Genomic DNA, 14,769 nt, shown 5'->3' with positions numbered 1-14,769 from the left:
CGCGCTGAAGCGCGGCCCTTCCCTGGAGTGACCCATGACCAAGCGCACCCAGCTCACCCTCGCCACCGCCCTGGTGGCGACGCTCGTACTCGGCGCCTCGGGCTGCTCCGACACCAAGAAGGGCCCCGCGGCGGGCGGCGGCGCCGGCAACCCCGCCGCCGCCAACGACGGGAAGGTCCTCGGCGGGACCCCGGTCAAGGGCGGCACCCTCACCGTCCTGTCCAACCAGGACTTCTCCCACCTCGACCCGGCCCGCAACTGGACCCTGCCGACGATGGACTTCGGCACCCGGCTGCTCTACCGCACCCTCGTCACCTTCAAGGCGGAGCCCGGGAAGGCCGGCAGCGAGCTCGTCCCCGACCTCGCCACCGACCTGGGCACCCCGTCCAACGGGGGCAAGACCTGGACCTTCACCCTCAAGGAGGGCCTGAAGTACGAGGACGGCTCGCCGATCAAGGCCCAGGACGTCAAGTACAACGTCGAGCGCTCCTTCGCCCCCGACCTGACCGGCGGGCCCGACTACGCCGCCCAGTACCTGGCCGGCGCCGAGGGCTACAAGGGCCCCCTCCAGGGGCAGCACCTCGACTCCGTCAAGACCCCCGACGACCGGACGATCGTCTTCGAACTCAAGCGCCCCGTCGCCGAGTTCTCCCAGACCGCCACCCTCCCCACCTTCGCGCCCGTCCCGCAGGCCCAGGAGAAGGGCACCCAGTACGACGCGCGCCCGTTCTCCTCCGGCCCGTACAAGATCGAGACGTACGACCGCGACAAGAAGCTCGTCCTCGTCCGCAACGAGCACTGGGACCCCAAGACCGACACCGTCCGCAAGGCCTACCCGGACAAGTTCGTGGTCGTCATGGGCCTCAAGGGCGGCCAGATCGACGACCGCATCATCGCCGGCGAGGGCGCCGACGCCTCCGCCATCGAGTACGCCAACATGCGTCCCGAGAGCGCCCCCAAGGTGCTGCCCAAGCCCGAGGTCAAGGCGCGCCTGCTCGCCGAGTCCCAGGGCTGTACGGTCATGCTCCACCTGAACAACTCCCGCGCCCCCTTCAACGACCCCAAGGTCCGCGAGGCCATGCAGTACGCGGTCGACAAGGAGGCCGTCATCACCGCGGGCGGCGGCCCCGCCCTCAACGAGGTCGCCACCGCCTACCTGCCCCCGGCCCTCTCCGGCGGCAAGCAGGCCGACACCCTGAAGATCCCCCCGGCCGGCGACCCGGCCAAGGCCAAGGAGCTCCTCAAGGCCGCCGGCAAGGAGAACCTCAAGGTCACCCTCTCCGTCTCCACCGGCGACAAGGGCAAGGCCGAGGCCATCCAGCAGGGCCTGTCCCGGGCCGGCGTCCAGGTCGTCATCGACACCGTCGACCCCGGCGCGTACTACGACGTCATCGGCGACCTCTCCACCACCCCCGACATGACGTACACCGGCTGGTGCCCCGACTACCCCTCCGGCTCCACCTGGATGCCCTTCGTCTTCGACGGACGCACCATCAAGGACAAGGGGAACCAGGGCAACTACTCCCAGTTCCGCGACGAGGCCACCATGAAGCGGATCGACGAGATCAACGCCATGGCCGACGCGAAGCAGGCCAACCAGGCCTGGATCGACCTCGACGCCGAGATCATGAAGAAGTCCCCCTCCATCCCGGTCCTCATGGAGCGCAAGCCGCTGCTCGTCGGCCCCAACATCGCCGGCGCCTACGGCCACCCCTCCTGGACCGGCACCATCGACTACGGCTCCGTCGGCCTCAAGGACCCGTCGAAGAGCCAGGGCTGAGGAACCCCGAGGCCACCGACACCATGACCACCACCGCACCCGGCGCCGCCCCCGCCCCCGCGCCCGACGCCGCGGCCGAACGGCCCGCGGCGGCGCCGGGCAGCAGCCCCTGGCAGCTCGCCCGGCGGGAACTGCGCCGCCGCCCCGCCGTCCGCGTCAGCGCCGCCGTCGTCCTCCTCTTCGTCCTCATGGCCCTCACCGCACCCTGGCTCGGGGCGCTCGGCGGCTGGTCCCCCGAGGAGTTCGACAAGAGCGCCGTCGACCCCTACCTCGGCGGCCTCCCGCTCGGCGACCTCGGCGGGATCAGCCCCGAGCACTGGCTCGGCGTCGAACCCGTCACCGGCCGCGACCTGTTCGCCCGCGTCGTCCACGGCGCCCAGGTCTCCCTGCTCATCGCCTTCGCCGCCACCGCCATCGTCGTCCTCGCCGGGACCGCCGCCGGCATCGCGGCCGGCTACTTCGGCGGCCGCACCGACGCCGTCCTGTCCCGGCTGATGGACCTCACCATGTCCTTCCCCTCGCTGATCTTCATGATCGCGATGCTGTCGGTGGCCAAGGACGTCAACCGCATCGTCCTCATGACCGCCGTCATCGGCCTCTTCGGCTGGCCCGGCGTCGCCCGCGTCGTCCGCGGCCAGACCCTCTCCCTCAAACACCGCGAGTACGTCGACGCCGCCCGCGTCGGCGGCGCGAGCGCCTGGCGCATCCTGACCCGCGACATCCTCCCGGGCGTCTCCGGCCCGGTCATCGCCTACACCACCCTGCTCATCCCCGGCATGATCAGCACCGAGGCCGCGCTCAGCTACCTCGGCGTCGGGGTCCGCCCGCCCACCCCGTCCTGGGGCCAGATGATCGCCGAGTCCGTGGCCTTCTACGAGACCGACCCCATGTACTTCGTCATCCCGAGCGTCTTCCTCTTCCTCGCCGTCCTCGCCTTCACCCTCCTCGGCGACGCCCTGCGCGACATCCTCGACCCGAGGGGAGGCCGCAGTTGATCCTCTACCTGCTGCGCCGCCTGCTCGCCCTGGCCGGCGTGCTCCTCGCCATCGCGGCCGTCACCTTCGTCATCTTCTACGTCCTGCCCACCGACCCGGCCGCCGCCGCCTGCGGCAAGACCTGCAGCGCCGAACGCCTGGCCGACGTACGCGTGTACCTCGGCCTCGACCAGCCCCTGTGGCGGCAGTTCGCCGACTTCCTCACCGGCATCTTCACCGGCCGCACCCTCGGCTCCGGCCAGTACGCCGTCCAGTGCGACTTCCCCTGCCTGGGCTACTCGTACGAGAACTCCCTGCCCGTCTGGGACCTGCTGATGGACCGGCTCCCCGTCTCCGCCTCCCTCGCCGTCGGCGCCGCCGCCCTCTGGCTCCTGCTGGGCCTCGGCGCCGGCGTCACCGCCGCCCTGCGCAAGGACACCGCCACCGACAAGGCCCTCATGGTCGGCGCCGTCGCCGCCGCCTCCCTGCCCGTCTACTTCACCTCCGTCATGCTCATCTACGGAGTCATCCGGGTGGCCGGACTGCTGCCCTACCCCAGCTACCAGGCCTTCACCGACGACCCCCTCGCCTGGGCCTCCAACCTGCTGCTGCCCTGGACCGCGCTCGCCCTGCTCTACGCCGCCATGTACGCCCGGCAGAGCCGCGGCTCGATGATCGAGGCGATGGCCGAGCCCTACATCCGCACCGCCCGCGCCAAGGGCATGCCCGAACGCACCGTCGTCGTCAAACACGGCCTCCGCTCCGGCATGACCCCCATCCTCACCATCTTCGGCATGGACCTCGGCGGCCTCCTCGCCGGAGCCGTCATCACCGAGTCCATCTTCGGACTCCCCGGCATCGGCAGGCTCTTCTACGGCGCCCTCGTCAACTCCGACCAGCCCGTGGTCCTCGGCGTCACCCTGCTCGCCGCCTTCTTCATCGTCGTCGCGAACCTCGCCGTCGACCTCCTGTACGCCGTGGTCGACCCGAGGGTGAGGTACTGATGACCACCCCACTGCTAGAAGTCCGCGACCTGCACGTCACGTTCCGCACCCCGCGCGGGGCCGTACGCGCCGTCGACTCGCTCGCCTTCACCGTCGAAGCCGGCCGCACCCTCGGCATCGTCGGCGAATCCGGATCCGGGAAGTCCGTCACCTCCCTCGCCGTCATGGGCCTGCACCGCACCGGCGCCGAGGTCACCGGATCCGTCCGGCTCGCCGGACAGGAGCTGAACGGCCTGCCCGAGAAGCAACTGGCCAAGGTCCGCGGCCGCAGGATGGCCATGATCTTCCAGGACCCGCTGTCCAGCCTGCACCCCTACTACACCGTCGGCGAGCAGATCGCCGAGCACTTCCGCGTGCACTTCCGGGCCGGCCGCGCCGCCGCCCGCAAACGCGCCGTCGACATGCTCGGCGAGGTCGGCATCCCCGAACCCGCCCGCCGGGCCGGGGAGTACCCCCACCAGTTCTCCGGCGGCATGCGCCAGCGCGCCATGATCGCCATGGCCCTGGCCTGCGAACCCGACCTGCTGATCGCCGACGAGCCCACCACGGCCCTCGACGTCACCGTCCAGGCCCAGATCCTCGAACTGATCGCCCGCCTCCAGGAGGAACGCGGACTCGGCGTCGTGATGATCACCCACGACCTGGGGGTGGTGGCCCGCGTCGCCCACGAGGTCCTGGTCATGTACGGCGGCCGCGCCGCCGAACAGGCCCCGGCCGAGGAACTGTTCGCCGACCCCGCCCACCCCTACACCCGGGGCCTGCTCGACTCCCTGCCCCGCCTCGACAGTCCCGACGACGTCCCGCTGCCCTCCATCCCCGGCTCCCCGCCCTCGCTCCTCAACCGCGACCCCGGCTGCGCCTTCGCCCCCCGCTGCCCGCGCGCCGCCGCGGGCACCCGCGAGGAGCGGGAGCGCTGCACGGGCGAACTGCCCGAGCCGCGCCCCTACGGATCCCCGGCCCGCACCGCCGCCTGCCACTTCGCCGGCTCCGCCCCCGCCCCCGTCCCCACCCCGGAGGTGTCCCGATGACCGCCCCGGCCACCGGCCAGGACCGGGCCGTCCGGCAGGACGTCCCGGCAGGCCCCCTGCTCTCCGTACGGGACCTGACCATGACCTTCCCCGGCAGGCGGTCGCTGACCGGGCGCCGGTCCGCGCCCGTCCGGGCCGTCGACGGGATCTCCTTCGACCTGGAGCCCGGCCGTACCCTCGGCCTCGTCGGCGAGTCGGGCTGCGGGAAGTCCACCACCGGCCGGATGCTGGTCCGGCTGCTGGAACCCACCTCCGGCAGCATCACCTTCGACGGCCGGGACATCAGCAGGCTCTCCCAGTCGGCACTGCGCCCCCTGCGCCGCGACGTCCAGATGGTCTTCCAGGACCCGCACTCCTCCCTCAACCCCCGCCAGACGGTCGCCCGGATCATCTCCGACCCGCTGCTGGTACAGGGCTGGAGCGCGGCCGACGCCCGCCGCCGGGCCGCCGAGCTGATGGAGCTTACCGGGCTGATCCCCGAGCACATCGACCGCTACCCGCACGAGTTCTCCGGCGGCCAGGCCCAGCGCATCGGCATCGCCCGCTCGCTGGCCACCAGCCCCCGGCTGGTGATCGCCGACGAGCCGGTCTCCGCCCTCGACGTCTCCGTCCAGGCGCAGATCGTCAACCTGATGGAGCGGCTGCGCGCCGAACTGGGCCTGGCCTACGTGTTCATCGCCCACGACCTCTCGGTGGTCAAGCGGGTCAGCGACCGCGTCGCGGTCATGTACCTCGGCCGGATCGTCGAGATCGGGGACAAGAAGTCCCTGTACGAGAACCCGCAGCACCCCTACACCCGGGCGCTGCTGTCCGCCGTACCGCTGCCGGACCCGGCGGCGGAGCGGCGGCGGGAGCGGATCGTGCTGCTCGGCGACCCGCCGAGCCCGGCCGCCCCGCCCCCGGGCTGCACCTTCCACCCGCGCTGTCCCAAGGCGCAGGAGGTCTGCCGCACCGAGCGGCCGTTGCTGCGGCTCGTCGCCTCGCGAGAGGTGGCCTGTCATCTGGTGTAGGCGGAGGGGCCCGGGTGACTGACGGGGATCACGGGAAGAAGGGAGGGCCCCGCGGACGACAGCGTCCGCGGGGCCCTTCGCGCCGTCCGGGCGGCGCGGGGCCTACAGGCCCAGCTCGCGGCGGAAGAACTCCAGCTCCAGCGCCATGATCTTCTCCCGGGTCCCGCCCGGGGTCATGTGCGTGACGCCGGGCAGCGCGAGCAGCTGGTGCGGTCGGCCCGCGTCGGTGAGGGCCCGGGACAGGCGCAGGGTGTGGGAGGGGTGGACGTTGTCGTCGGCCAGGCCCGTGACCAGCAGCAGCGGCCGGGACAGCCGGGGTGCGTCGGGGATCAGCGAGTCCCGCTCGTAGACCTCGGGGTGCTCCTGCGGGAGGCCGAGGTAGCGCTCGGTGTAGGCGGTGTCGTAGTGCCGGAAGTCGGTCGGCGCGGCCCCGGCGGCCGCCGCGTGGAAGACGTCCGGCCGGCGCAGCACCGCCATCGCCGACAGGTAGCCGCCGTAGGACCAGCCGCGGACGCCGACCCGGCCCGGGTCGAGGTCGCGATGGCGTGCGCAGAGCGCCCGCAGGGCCGCGACCTGGTCCTCCAGGGTGACGTCCGAGAAGCCCCGGTACATGGCGTGGGTATGGGCGGGGGAGACGTACGGGGTGCCCCGGTTGTCGACGGTGACCACGGCGAAGCCCTGGTCGGCCCACCACTGCCGGGCCTGCCAGCGGCGCGGTTCGGCGGACACGTCCTGGTAGCCGGGGCCGCCGTAGCAGTCCATCAGCACGGGCAGCCTCCGGCCCGGGACGTGGCCGCGCGGCAGCACGAGGGCGGTCGGGATGCCGAGTTCGGTGACCCGTTCCAGGACCGGCTCCACCCGGTGGGGCAGCGGGGCGGACAGGTCGGCGGGGGTGTGCTCGCGCCCGTCCGGGGTGCGTACGGTACGCCGGATGCCGTCGACGTCGGCGCTGGTCAGCAGCAGGGTCCCGGCCGAGGCCGAGACACTGTGCACGCCGGGCGCGTCGGCGAGCGGGGTCAGCTCGCCGCTGTCGGGGTCCAGCAGCAGCACCTGCTGTTCGGCGGGGTCGCGCAGTCCTGCCTCGATCAGCAGCCGGCCCTCGTGGAGGCCGACGACGGCGCGGACCTGTATCCCCTCGCCGGTGAGTGGCTTCCCGTCGAGGGCGAGGCCGCGGGCGGTCCCCCCGGTGGGGGTGCCCCCGGCGGTGGCCGGGGGAATGTCGGCGGCCGTGAGCATCCGCCCGTCGGGCAGCCGGGCCGGGGTGCCGGGCACGAGCGGGTCGACCCACTGGGGGTGCGTGGTGCGGGACAGCTCCGCGGTGCGGCCGGTGGCCGGGTCGGCGGAGAGCAGGAGCACGTTCCGCTGGAGCCGGTCCTGCACGGTGAGCAGGATCTCGGCCGCGGACTCCCAGCCCGCGTCGGAGACGTAGGGGAAGGCCTCGGCGTCCCAGTCGAGCCGGACCCGGGCGCCGTCGGGGCCGAGCACCCACAGCTGCACGTCGGCGTTGGGGCCGCCGGCCTCGGGGTACGCGAAGTCCTCGGCCGGCAGCTCCGGGTGCGCCGGGTCGGCGAAGTGGCGGCGCTGGAGGGCGCTCTCGTCGACGCGGGCGGCGAGCAGGGCGGTGCCGTCGGGGGACCACCAGTGGCCCCGGGTGCGGCCGAGTTCCTCGGCGGCGGCGAACTCGGCCAGCCCCCAGCGGGCCCCGTCGGCGGGGCTGATCCGGCCGCCGGGGTGGACGTGGAGGGCGTCGTCGGCGACGTACGCGGTGCGCGAGCCGTCGGCGTTGGGGCGCGGGTCCAGGGCGGGGCCGGCGGCCGGCAGCGGCTCGGGGGCGGCGGCGCCGTCGCAGGTGACCGCGTACAGCCTGCCGTGGAGAGGGAAGACGGCGCGGCGGCCGTCGCCGGAGAGGGCGTACGAGCCGATCCCGGCGGCGACGAGGCGGGTGCGTTCGCGCAGGCGGCGTTCGGCGACGGGGAGTTCACCGGGCTCGGGGGAGAGGGCGCGCGGGTCGGCGAGCCGGGTTTCGGCGCCGGTGGCGGTGTCGAGGACCCAGAGGCTCTCGACGGCGTCGGTGGGGCCCGTGGAGCGCAGGAACCAGAGGAGGCGGCCCTCGTCGCCGAACGAGAAGGCCCTGGGCGAGCCGTGGGTGAACCGGGCCGTGGCGGCGGAGAGCCTGAGGAATTCATCCATGATCGTATTGTGGCATGTGCAATATCACATAGCATAGGCCATTCGAGTGGTGGCCCATGGTCCACGGGCTTAGCGTCGACTAGTGGACCCGAACGCACTGCCGAACAACAACGGGACCGACGGCAAGGTCCGCGGGAGCGGAAACGGGCTGGCCCTGTTCGTGATTGCCTCCTGCCAGCTCATGGTCGTGCTCGACATCACCATCGTGAACATCGCGCTACCACACATCCAGACCGCCCTCAATTTCTCCACCGAGAGCCTGTCCTGGGTCGTCAACGCCTACACCCTGACCTTCGGCGGACTGCTCCTGCTGGGCGGCCGCACCGGCGACATCCTCGGCCGCAAGCGCGTCTTCATCTTCGGCGTCCTGCTCTTCGGCCTCGCCTCCCTGCTCGGCGGACTCGCCCAGAACGCGGGCCAGCTGATGGCCGCCCGGGCCCTCCAGGGCGTCGGCGGAGCCATCGCCTCACCGACCTCGCTCGCACTGATCACCACGACCTTCCGCGAAGGCCCGGCCCGCAACCGGGCCTTCGGCGTGTTCGCCGCCGTCTCCGCGGGCGGCGGTGCCATCGGGCTCCTCGCGGGCGGGGTGCTGGTCGAGTGGCTCAACTGGCGCTGGGTGCTCTTCGTCAACGTCCCGATCGCCCTGCTGATCGCCCTCCTGGCCGCCCGGGTCCTGCGCGAGTCCGAACGCCACCCCGGACACTTCGACCTGGTCGGCGCGCTGCTGGGTACCTGCGGCATGGTCGCCCTCGTCTACGGCTTCATCCGCGCCTCCCAGGACGGCTGGCGCGACGGGTTCACCCTCGCCTCCTTCGCCGCCGCCGTGGTCCTGCTGGTGCTGTTCGTCCTCAACGAGCGGCGCTCGCCGCAGCCGATCACCCCGCTGCACATGTTCGCCGACCGCAACCGCGCCGGAACCTACGGGATCATGCTCTTCCTCGCCTGCGCGATCTTCGGCATGTTCTTCTTCCTGACCCTGTTCGTGCAGAACGTCCTCGGCTTCAGCCCGCTCCGCGCCGGACTGGCCTTCCTCCCGGTCAGCGTGATGGTCGCGCTCGCCGCCGGGACCGCCTCCCAACTGCTGCCGAAGTACGGGCCCAAGCCCTTCATGGTCACCGGCGCGCTGTGCTGCGCCGCCGGACTGGGCTGGCTGACCCTCGTGGACGTCCACTCCACCTACCCCGGCAGCATCCTCGGCCCGCTCCTGGTGTTCGCCACCGGCATGGGGCTCCAGTTCGTCTCGCTGACCCTGATGGCCCTGTCCGACGTCCCCGACCGGGAGTCCGGAGCCGCCTCCGGACTGCTCAACTCGATGCAGCAGATCGGCGGGTCGCTCGGACTGTCCATCCTGGTCACCGTCTTCGGCACGGCCAGCCGCAACGAGGCAAAGGAGCAGGTGCCGGCCTTCCTCGGCTCGGCGAGCCCCGGACAGAAGGCCCTCTTCGCCCGCACCGGGCAGCTCCCCAAGCCCTGGTCCGACCAGGTGCTGACCTCGGGGGTCAGCGCGGCCTTCGTGGCGGCCTCGCTCTTCACCCTCGTCGGGGCGGCCATCGCGCTGTTCGCGATCCAGGTCCGGCCCTCCGACCTGGAACGACTCCAGGGGAACCACACCCCGGCGGCCGTCCCGGGCGAGGGAGCCGGGTAGGCTCTGCCGGTCATCGAAAACCGGGGGGAAACACCGATGTACCGATCCGCTCTGCGCGGCGCCGCCGCGGCAGCCCTGACCGTCACCCTGGCGGCACTCACCGTCTCCTGCGGGAACGACGCCGAGCCCAAGACCAAGGCCTCGCCGCCGGCCGCCTCCGCCTCGCCCACCTCCTCCGCGCCGGCCCCCGGCGCCGCGTCCCCGAGCGCCGCCACCGGCGGTACGGGCACGCCCGGTCCGGCCGCGACGCCCACGGCCAAGCCCACGGCCCAGGCCTCCGACGGCGGCCTGCCCACCACCTCGCCCGAACTCGTCCGCGACGCCTTCGCCGGACTCCAGGCGACCCTGAACGACTCCTGCACCCCGGGCAACTGCGCGTACTTCCTCGGCCGGGTGTACGACGAACTCCACCGCCTGGACCGCGCGATGAAGGCCGACCGGAAGGGCCCCGGCCACTTCCCCGAGCCGATCGCCCTCATCGTCAAGCTCGACAAGGAACTCGGCGGCGACCGCACCTTCGAGAACCTGAAGAAGCACCAGGACGCACTCATCGGCACCCGGGACCAGATCAACACCTGGATGCAGGACCACCCCGACGACTACCGCTGACGCGGGACGGGACTAGCCCTCCAGGCGGCGGATCCGGCAGCGCGCCGGACCCTCCGCCCGCAGGGTGATCCCGGCGCTCACCGGCACCTCCCGGTCCACGGCCTCGAACTCGTACGCCCGCAGCAGCATCGCCAGGGCGATCACGGACTCCAGCATCGAGAAGTGCTGCCCGATGCAGGCGCGCGGCCCGCCGCCGAACGGGAACCACGCGTACCGGTGCCGGCCCGCCTCGGCCTCCGGCGCGAAGCGGTCGGGGTCGAAGCGCTCGGGGTCGTTCCAGTACCGGGGGTGGCGGTGCGTGACCCAGGGGGCCACGATCACATCGGCCCCCGCCGGGACGGTGTGGCCCTCGATCTCGGTGGCGGCGACCGCCTTGCGCCCGATGACCGGGGCCGCCGGGTAGAGCCGCATCGCCTCCTTGAGCACCTGGGTGAGGTACGGGAGGCGCTCCAGGTCACCCGCCCCGGGCACCCGCTCGCCCAGCACGCTCCGCACCTCCTCGCGGGCCCGGGCCTGCTCCTCGGGGTGGCGGCCGAGCAGGTGCAGGGCGAAGGCCAGCGAGGTGGCGGTCGTCTCGTGCCCGGCGAGCAGGAAGACGAGCACCTGGTCGCGGAGCTCGGCGGGGTCGAACGTGGCGTCGTCCTCGCCCCGCGCACCGGCCAGCAGCGTCAGCAGGTCCTCGCCCTCCGCCAGCCCGCCCGGGGCCGTCCCGAGCCGCTGGGCGATGATCTTGTCGCAGACCCCGTACAGCTCGTCCAGCGCGGCGGCCGCCCGCCGGTTGCCGGGGGTCGGCCAGGTGCGCGGGAGGTTGGCGGGGGAGTAGCCCCGGCGCAGCACGTACTCCGTGATGACCGGAAAGCACCGGTCCACGACGTCTACGGTGGCGTCGACGTCGGCACCGAAGAGGATCCGGGAGACGGCGCGCAGGGCCAGGTGCATCATCTCGGTGGAGACGTCGACGATCCCGTCCCGGGCCTCGGCCCACGCCGCGAGCGTGCCCCCGGTCTCGGCGGCGACGGCTTCGGCGTAGCCGTCCACCCGCTTGCGGGTGAACAGCGGCTGGACCAGCCGGCGCTGGCGCATGTAGTCCGCGTCCTGGCTGGTCAGCAGACCGTTGCCGAAGGAGTCGCGGAGCTCCTGGTAGAAGGCGTTGTCCTTGCGGAAGTTCGCCGCGTCGGAGGCCAGCACCCGCTGGGCGCCCTCCGCGGAGAACACGCAGTACAGCTCCGCGCGCAGCCCGGGCGGGCCGGCGCTGATCCGTACGACGTCCCCGTGCCGCTGCCGGGCCCGCTCGTAGGTCCCGAGGGAGTCCGCCTTCAGGTCGAAGAGCGACCCGAGCAGCGGAACCCCTTCCAGTCCCGGAACCCGCACCCCGTCAGCCATTTCCCGCCCCTGCTCCTGGACACCGTCGGACAGGGGGATTCTGCCCGCAGGCCTCCACCCGGATCGACCCCTGACAAGCCATCCGGCCGAATTTCGCCGCTGCCTACCTGTCACTGCGAGCCGACCTGGCGCGGATTGCCATCCCCGCGATGCTGACTGTTCGTCAGTTGATCACCAGGGCAACATCTTCAGATCTGAGGATCCACGCGTTACCGTCCCCGCCTTCGCCCCAAGGAAGGACCACTCGCGTGAGATCCGTTTCCCGTGCCGTCGGCGCGTCCGCCGTCGCCCTGGCCCTCGCCGCCACGCTGGCTCCCGTGGCCGCCCACGCCGCGACCACCGCCCCCGCGCCGGCCGTCGCGTCCCTCTCCGGCGCACCCGGCCGCGTCCTGTCCGTACCCGGGCTCGTCAACGCCCGCGACCTCGGCGGGTACACCACCTACGACGGCAAGACCACCAAGTGGGGCACCGTCTACCGCACCGAGACCCTCTCCAAGCTCACCCCCGACGGCGTCAACGCCGTCGGCGCGCTCGGTCTCGGCAAGGTCGTCGACCTGCGCACCGCCCCGGAGATCTCCGCCGACGGCACCGACAAGCTCCCGGCCGGCGTGACCGCGGTGGCCCGCCCGGTCGACGACACCAGCCTCTTCGCGTTCATCGGCGGTGTGGTCCGCTCCAAGGACCCCGTCTACCAGCAGGCGCAGCTCGGCAACGGGGCGGCGGAAGCGCGCATGACCGCCCTCTACAAGGGCTTCGTGACCAATCCGGGCAACCGGGCCCAGCTCGGTGCCGCGATCAAGGACGTCGCCAACTCCACCAAGCCCATCGCGTTCCACTGCTCGGCGGGCAAGGACCGCACCGGCGTCCTCGCGGACACGATCCTGCGCGCCGTCGGCGTCCCCGCCTCGACCTCGGAGCAGGACTACCTCCTGTCCAACAGCCTGCGGGCCGCCTCGGACAAGGCCCTGCGCGACCAGGTGAAGGCGGCCGGGTACATGCAGAACCCGGACCTGCTGATCCCGCTCCAGGAAGTCCGCAGCGGCTACCTCACCGCGTTCCGCGAGCAGGCCGTGGCCGACTACGGCAGCTTCGGCGACTTCCTCACCCAGGGCCTCGGCCTGAGCCCGTCGGACTTGCTGAAGCTCCGCTCGCGCACCGTCTCCTGACGCGGCGGTCTAGTCTCGGGACGTGAACCCGCGCGACCCGTACCCGTCCGGCTTCCGGTAGCGCGCCCAGGAACGACCTGGGGCGCCGCTGGAGGTCTTCGTGTCCCGCACCGCCCACCACACCCCCGACGGCCGCACCCCGCACGGCCGTCAGCGCCGCGAGGAGTACGACCGGCTGCCCTGGCACCGGATCCGGCACTCCGGCCCGTGGCGCCGGGTCGACGTCCGCACCCTGCGGTACTCCGCCGCCGAACTCCGCACCGCCGAGAAGGAAGGCCGGCGCCCCCGGCCGCAGGAGGTCCGCCGGGCTTTCGACAGCTGGCGGTACTGCTGCGCCTTCGCCGGCTCCCTGTCCGAGGCGGCCAACATGCAGGAGCGCACCGCCAGGGCCCGGCTCCGCACCGCGGCACGGAAGGCGCTGTTCGACCCCGAGACGGTCATCGAGCCCCACCGCACCCGCTACCAGGCGCACTGGGACACCTGACGACACCGCCTCCGCCGCCGGCAGGGGCCCGCGAAGGGACATGACGAAGGCTCCGCCCGACCGGGAGAACTCCCGGGGCGGGGCCTTCGCGCCGGCGTCTGGAACGCGGGCTGACGCTGCCCCGTCTCACGGCTTCCGGTGGCGGCCGGGCCGCTTCTTCGGCACCGGCTGTTGCTCCTGCGGTTGAGGGGCGGGCATCGGGTTCATGTACCGGCGCGCCGAAGCGTAGTCGTCCACCGTCGTGAGGGGCTGCCAGGCGAAGCCGTCCCACTCCAGGATCAGGCGCGGGGCGTCGGGGGCGAGGTGGGCGGCACGCTGGGGCCCGGGAGCGAGCGTGATGGCCTTCAATTCACCCGGCTTCCGCAAGCGGCCCTCGCGGCGCGCTGCCCAGCGGTCAAGCGGTCAAGCGGTTCGTCCTCGGGGTCCAATGGCCTACCTCCCTGGAGCAAGGGCAGCACCCTACAGGCCCCGTGGAGGGTGGCGGCGTGGGCTGGACGAGAGACGGCAGGAGCCCAGAGGGCCAGTGGCCGAGCCGGAACGCGGCGGCGGAGGGGGCGTCTTCCCTTGGTCGAGCCGCCGTGCGGCAGGTGCTCGGTGGGGGCCAGGTAGCCCTCGCCCGGGGCGAGGCGTATCCGGAAGACGCGGACGGGACGACCGCGCCGGCGTCGCCGACCGGTGCGTTCCACTTGCCGTTGTGCAGGTAGCCCTCGGCGGCGAGGGTCTTCTCCGCCTCCTCCGTCATCGCAGAGATCAGCTCGACGGGGAACTGGCCTCGCAGGTGCTGGGGGTGCACGCGTTCGTGCTGGGTGAGCGTCTGCACGGCGTCCCGGATCGTGGCGAAGTCGTCGCTCCACCGGGCCGGGTTGTGGGTGGAGGTGTGGGCCTGGAGCCACCACGTCCACCGGCTGCTCCACTGGCTCGATTCCTCGGGCACGGGCGTGCCGGCGTCCGCCTGGCCCAGCAGCATCTCGACGCGGTCGACGGCAGCCTGGGTGGACTCGATCAGCTCGGTGTCGCCCTTGGCCTGCCTCAGGCGCAGCACTTCCCCCAGATAGGCGCGGGCCGCGTCGAGGTCGCCCCGTTCCATGAGGTGCTTGGCGTAGTGCTGGAGGGCGAAGTCGAGGAGGTCCGGCTGCTGGGCGCGGGCGGTGTCCAGAGCCGTGCGATAAAGCGTGTCCGCAGTCTGTGCCTCCCCGGCGTAGCGGTAGGCGTCTCCGAGGTTGAGCTGCGTGGCGACGACGGAGCGGGTGTTGCCGCTGGCGGTGGCGAGGTCGAGGGCCTGCCGTAGGAACGCGCGGGCACTCTGGTAGTCGCCCAGCGCGATCGAGGCGATACCGGTCCACCGGGCCAGCATGCGGCGCCTGTTCGCGTCCGTGGCCGGGGCCCGGAGTTCCTCGCGGAGCCCTGCGGCGGCGGATGTCAGCGCGTCCCGGTCGGTGGGGACCATCCGCAGGTTCGCGTCTTGGGTGATGAGGTGCTGGAGCATTCGCCCG

At 72.6% G+C, this 14,769-nt stretch carries 13 protein-coding genes; 9 read left to right on the top strand and 4 right to left on the bottom strand.

Annotated elements, in window-relative coordinates:
- Positions 1-34: 34 nt before the first annotated feature.
- Genes ACQKM2_RS09065 through ACQKM2_RS09045 form a run of 5 tightly spaced genes read left to right on the top strand, consistent with a single transcriptional unit; the run spans position 35 to position 5,796 of the window.
- Positions 35-1,780, top strand: coding sequence for an ABC transporter substrate-binding protein (locus ACQKM2_RS09065; RefSeq protein WP_427707905.1), 1,746 nt, complete (start codon positions 35-37; stop codon positions 1,778-1,780).
- Between the two features lie 23 nt (positions 1,781-1,803).
- Positions 1,804-2,775, top strand: a complete 972-nt coding sequence (locus tag ACQKM2_RS09060; protein WP_427707903.1) for an ABC transporter permease — start codon at positions 1,804-1,806, stop codon at positions 2,773-2,775.
- Complete coding sequence (locus ACQKM2_RS09055) at positions 2,772-3,758, top strand: ABC transporter permease (protein WP_427707901.1); 987 nt, start codon at positions 2,772-2,774, stop codon at positions 3,756-3,758. Before ACQKM2_RS09060 ends, ACQKM2_RS09055 begins: the two co-directional genes overlap by 4 nt.
- On the top strand, positions 3,758-4,786 hold the full coding sequence (locus ACQKM2_RS09050) for an ABC transporter ATP-binding protein (protein ID WP_427707899.1): 1,029 nt from the start codon (positions 3,758-3,760) through the stop codon (positions 4,784-4,786). The genes ACQKM2_RS09055 and ACQKM2_RS09050 overlap by 1 nt, the downstream gene beginning before the upstream one ends.
- Positions 4,783-5,796 carry an ABC transporter ATP-binding protein gene (locus tag ACQKM2_RS09045; protein ID WP_427707897.1) on the top strand — a complete coding sequence of 338 codons (1,014 nt, stop codon included), beginning with the start codon at positions 4,783-4,785 and terminating at the stop codon, positions 5,794-5,796. Before ACQKM2_RS09050 ends, ACQKM2_RS09045 begins: the two co-directional genes overlap by 4 nt.
- 102 nt (positions 5,797-5,898) lie before the next feature.
- On the opposite strand, the gene ACQKM2_RS09040 is transcribed toward ACQKM2_RS09045, so the two are convergent.
- Positions 5,899-7,986 carry an alpha/beta fold hydrolase gene (locus ACQKM2_RS09040; RefSeq protein ID WP_427707895.1) on the bottom strand — a complete coding sequence of 696 codons (2,088 nt, stop codon included), beginning with the start codon at positions 7,984-7,986 and terminating at the stop codon, positions 5,899-5,901.
- Positions 7,987-8,068: 82 nt separating this feature from the next.
- Here ACQKM2_RS09040 and ACQKM2_RS09035 point away from each other — a divergent pair, with 82 nt between their 5' ends.
- Complete coding sequence (locus tag ACQKM2_RS09035; RefSeq protein WP_427707893.1) at positions 8,069-9,634, top strand: MFS transporter; 1,566 nt, start codon at positions 8,069-8,071, stop codon at positions 9,632-9,634.
- A 36-nt stretch (positions 9,635-9,670) separates the two neighbouring features.
- On the top strand, positions 9,671-10,243 hold the full coding sequence (locus ACQKM2_RS09030) for a hypothetical protein (protein WP_427707891.1): 573 nt from the start codon (positions 9,671-9,673) through the stop codon (positions 10,241-10,243).
- A gap of 12 nt (positions 10,244-10,255) precedes the next feature.
- Here ACQKM2_RS09030 and ACQKM2_RS09025 read toward each other — a convergent pair whose 3' ends face one another.
- Positions 10,256-11,626, bottom strand: coding sequence for a cytochrome P450 (locus ACQKM2_RS09025; protein WP_427707889.1), 1,371 nt, complete (start codon positions 11,624-11,626; stop codon positions 10,256-10,258).
- 248 nt (positions 11,627-11,874) lie between these two features.
- Between ACQKM2_RS09025 and ACQKM2_RS09020 the strand changes: the two genes are divergently transcribed.
- Positions 11,875-12,792 carry a tyrosine-protein phosphatase gene (locus ACQKM2_RS09020; RefSeq protein ID WP_427707887.1) on the top strand — a complete coding sequence of 306 codons (918 nt, stop codon included), beginning with the start codon at positions 11,875-11,877 and terminating at the stop codon, positions 12,790-12,792.
- A 100-nt stretch (positions 12,793-12,892) separates the two neighbouring features.
- Positions 12,893-13,276, top strand: a complete 384-nt coding sequence (locus tag ACQKM2_RS09015; protein ID WP_427707885.1) for a hypothetical protein — start codon at positions 12,893-12,895, stop codon at positions 13,274-13,276.
- Positions 13,277-13,402: 126 nt separating this feature from the next.
- On the opposite strand, the gene ACQKM2_RS09010 is transcribed toward ACQKM2_RS09015, so the two are convergent.
- On the bottom strand, positions 13,403-13,624 hold the full coding sequence (locus ACQKM2_RS09010) for a DUF6087 family protein (protein ID WP_427707883.1): 222 nt from the start codon (positions 13,622-13,624) through the stop codon (positions 13,403-13,405).
- A 46-nt stretch (positions 13,625-13,670) separates the two neighbouring features.
- A complete protein-coding gene (locus ACQKM2_RS09005) occupies positions 13,671-14,762 on the bottom strand; it encodes a tetratricopeptide repeat protein (protein WP_427707881.1) in 1,092 nt (363 codons plus the stop codon).
- Positions 14,763-14,769: the final 7 nt, after the last annotated feature.

This window comes from Streptomyces sp. NPDC004126, assembly GCF_050275515.1.
GTDB lineage: Bacteria > Actinomycetota > Actinomycetes > Streptomycetales > Streptomycetaceae > Streptomyces.
This window is presented reverse-complemented; position numbering and strand designations above follow the sequence as displayed.

What these genes read in the sequence shown, in the direction of transcription:
- ACQKM2_RS09005 (WP_427707881.1), bottom strand. Translation starts at nt 14,762, where the DNA reads ATGCTCCAGCACCTCATCACCCAAGACGCGAACCTGCGGATGGTCCCC.
- ACQKM2_RS09025 (WP_427707889.1), bottom strand. Translation starts at nt 11,626, where the DNA reads ATGGCTGACGGGGTGCGGGTTCCGGGACTGGAAGGGGTTCCGCTGCTC.
- ACQKM2_RS09045 (WP_427707897.1), top strand. Translation starts at nt 4,783, where the DNA reads ATGACCGCCCCGGCCACCGGCCAGGACCGGGCCGTCCGGCAGGACGTC.
- ACQKM2_RS09040 (WP_427707895.1), bottom strand. Translation starts at nt 7,986, where the DNA reads ATGGATGAATTCCTCAGGCTCTCCGCCGCCACGGCCCGGTTCACCCAC.
- ACQKM2_RS09050 (WP_427707899.1), top strand. Translation starts at nt 3,758, where the DNA reads ATGACCACCCCACTGCTAGAAGTCCGCGACCTGCACGTCACGTTCCGC.
- ACQKM2_RS09065 (WP_427707905.1), top strand. Translation starts at nt 35, where the DNA reads ATGACCAAGCGCACCCAGCTCACCCTCGCCACCGCCCTGGTGGCGACG.
- ACQKM2_RS09030 (WP_427707891.1), top strand. Translation starts at nt 9,671, where the DNA reads ATGTACCGATCCGCTCTGCGCGGCGCCGCCGCGGCAGCCCTGACCGTC.
- ACQKM2_RS09060 (WP_427707903.1), top strand. Translation starts at nt 1,804, where the DNA reads ATGACCACCACCGCACCCGGCGCCGCCCCCGCCCCCGCGCCCGACGCC.